This is a genomic window from Candidatus Protofrankia californiensis (assembly GCF_900634765.1).
Classification (GTDB): Bacteria; Actinomycetota; Actinomycetes; order Frankiales; family Frankiaceae; genus Protofrankia; species Protofrankia californiensis.
Genome location: NZ_CAAAFT010000278.1, coordinates 20,076 through 21,386, shown reverse-complemented (window position 1 = coordinate 21,386; position 1,311 = coordinate 20,076). Strand labels below are relative to the sequence as shown.

General features: G+C 66.1%; 2 protein-coding genes. Both read right to left on the bottom strand.

All coding sequences use genetic code 11. The features are described 5' to 3' along the window. Nucleotides 1-537: 537 nt before the first annotated feature. A complete protein-coding gene (locus DD1DGNOD_RS15210; protein ID WP_165036752.1) occupies nt 538-855 on the bottom strand; it encodes a helix-turn-helix transcriptional regulator in 318 nt (105 codons plus the stop codon). After that, nucleotides 855-1,181: a type II toxin-antitoxin system RelE/ParE family toxin gene (locus tag DD1DGNOD_RS15205; RefSeq protein WP_131770427.1), complete on the bottom strand. Its 327-nt coding sequence runs from the start codon at nt 1,179-1,181 to the stop codon at nt 855-857. The genes DD1DGNOD_RS15210 and DD1DGNOD_RS15205 overlap by 1 nt, the downstream gene beginning before the upstream one ends. Between the last annotated feature and the right edge of the window lie 130 nt (nt 1,182-1,311).

Sequence of the window (1,311 nt, the reverse complement as noted above, 5' to 3'; positions counted from 1 at the left end):
CTATTTGCCCAGGTAAGAGACATCGTTACGCTGCGTGGTGGACCATGTGTACCAGCATCCGAACCGATCAATCTTGGTTGCTGGCCCTGAAATCACCGTCCGGCCGGTCGCTACCCGGGCCCTGACCAGGAACGATGCCCAGTGACCGCGCCGACCACTACATCATCTACCGAATCGAACAGGCGTTCCGTTGGCTTGGCGGTTCCGGATGCCCGAACAGGGATCGGGAATGCCCTCCGGTGACGAAATGCCCGACACATTCTTCATCGATCGACGTGTCCGTCTCGTGGCACTGCACCTTGGGGGTCGAGCAGACCGACGCGATCTCGCTCACGAGCGACCTCGCTGGCTCCGAGGTGATCGCAGGTAGGGCGTGACCGGTTCTGGCCCCCGCGTCGTACGGGTCACTGTCGGGCGCGGACCAGGTCCTCCGCCGCCGTCCCGCGCGATCCAACGCCACCCGCCCGGTCTTCGTGGGCGCACCGGGCGGGGTTATGGTACCCGGCGAGCAGTCAGCGTTCCTTCGCTTGCCCAACCTCAGGCGACCTGAACGATCTCGACCGCTCCGTTGGCGACGTGAAGGTCAAAGGTCAGACCGGTGGCCTTGCTGAGCTTCGCCAGCGTTTCGAGCCGTGGCTGCGTCTCGGCAATCTCCAAGCGCGCAACAGCGGGCTGCTTGAGGCCGACCTGCTCGGCGAGGGCCCGCTGCGTGAGACCGTGTTCGACCCGGTAGGCGATCACCTGGTTGGCGACCTTCCGGGAGAACGCCAGCGCGTCCCACTCCTCGCGGAACTCCGGGTCCTGGCGGTGCTCTTCGATGACCTGGTCGAGGGTCTTGAGCTCCGACAGCTTCATCAGTCCTCCTTCAGGTCGTTGAGCCGTTCCACGGCCACGGCGACTGCCCGCTTGTACTTCCGCTTGTCGTGGTGTCCGATGGCGCCGACGACGACGAGCTTTGCCCCCATCCGCCGGTAGAACGCCCGCCATGGGCTGTCGCCACCTCGGGGACGTAGCTCCCACAGGTGGTCGGCGTCCACGACGGCACTGGTGTGCGGGAACGGTAGATCCGTGCCGCGTTCTCGCAGCTTGTCGAGGGCGTTGTCGATCGCCGCGCGCTCGCCTGCAGGGATCTTGGCCAACTCGTCGGCTGCATCGGGGTGGACCACGACGTCCCAGGGCATGCAACCATGATAACGACCACGTTATTACCGTTGCGCCGGGACCTCAACCCCTGCCGGCACGGCCAGTGTCGTGAGGCCGCCCACGCGCCCGCCCGGCCGCGTGGGCGGACGCATCGTCACGCGACCGGTG

Coding starts and splice junctions, on each gene's coding strand:
- DD1DGNOD_RS15210 (WP_165036752.1), bottom strand. CDS start 855: ATGAAGCTGTCGGAGCTCAAGACCCTCGACCAGGTCATCGAAGAGCAC.
- DD1DGNOD_RS15205 (WP_131770427.1), bottom strand. CDS start 1,181: ATGCCCTGGGACGTCGTGGTCCACCCCGATGCAGCCGACGAGTTGGCC.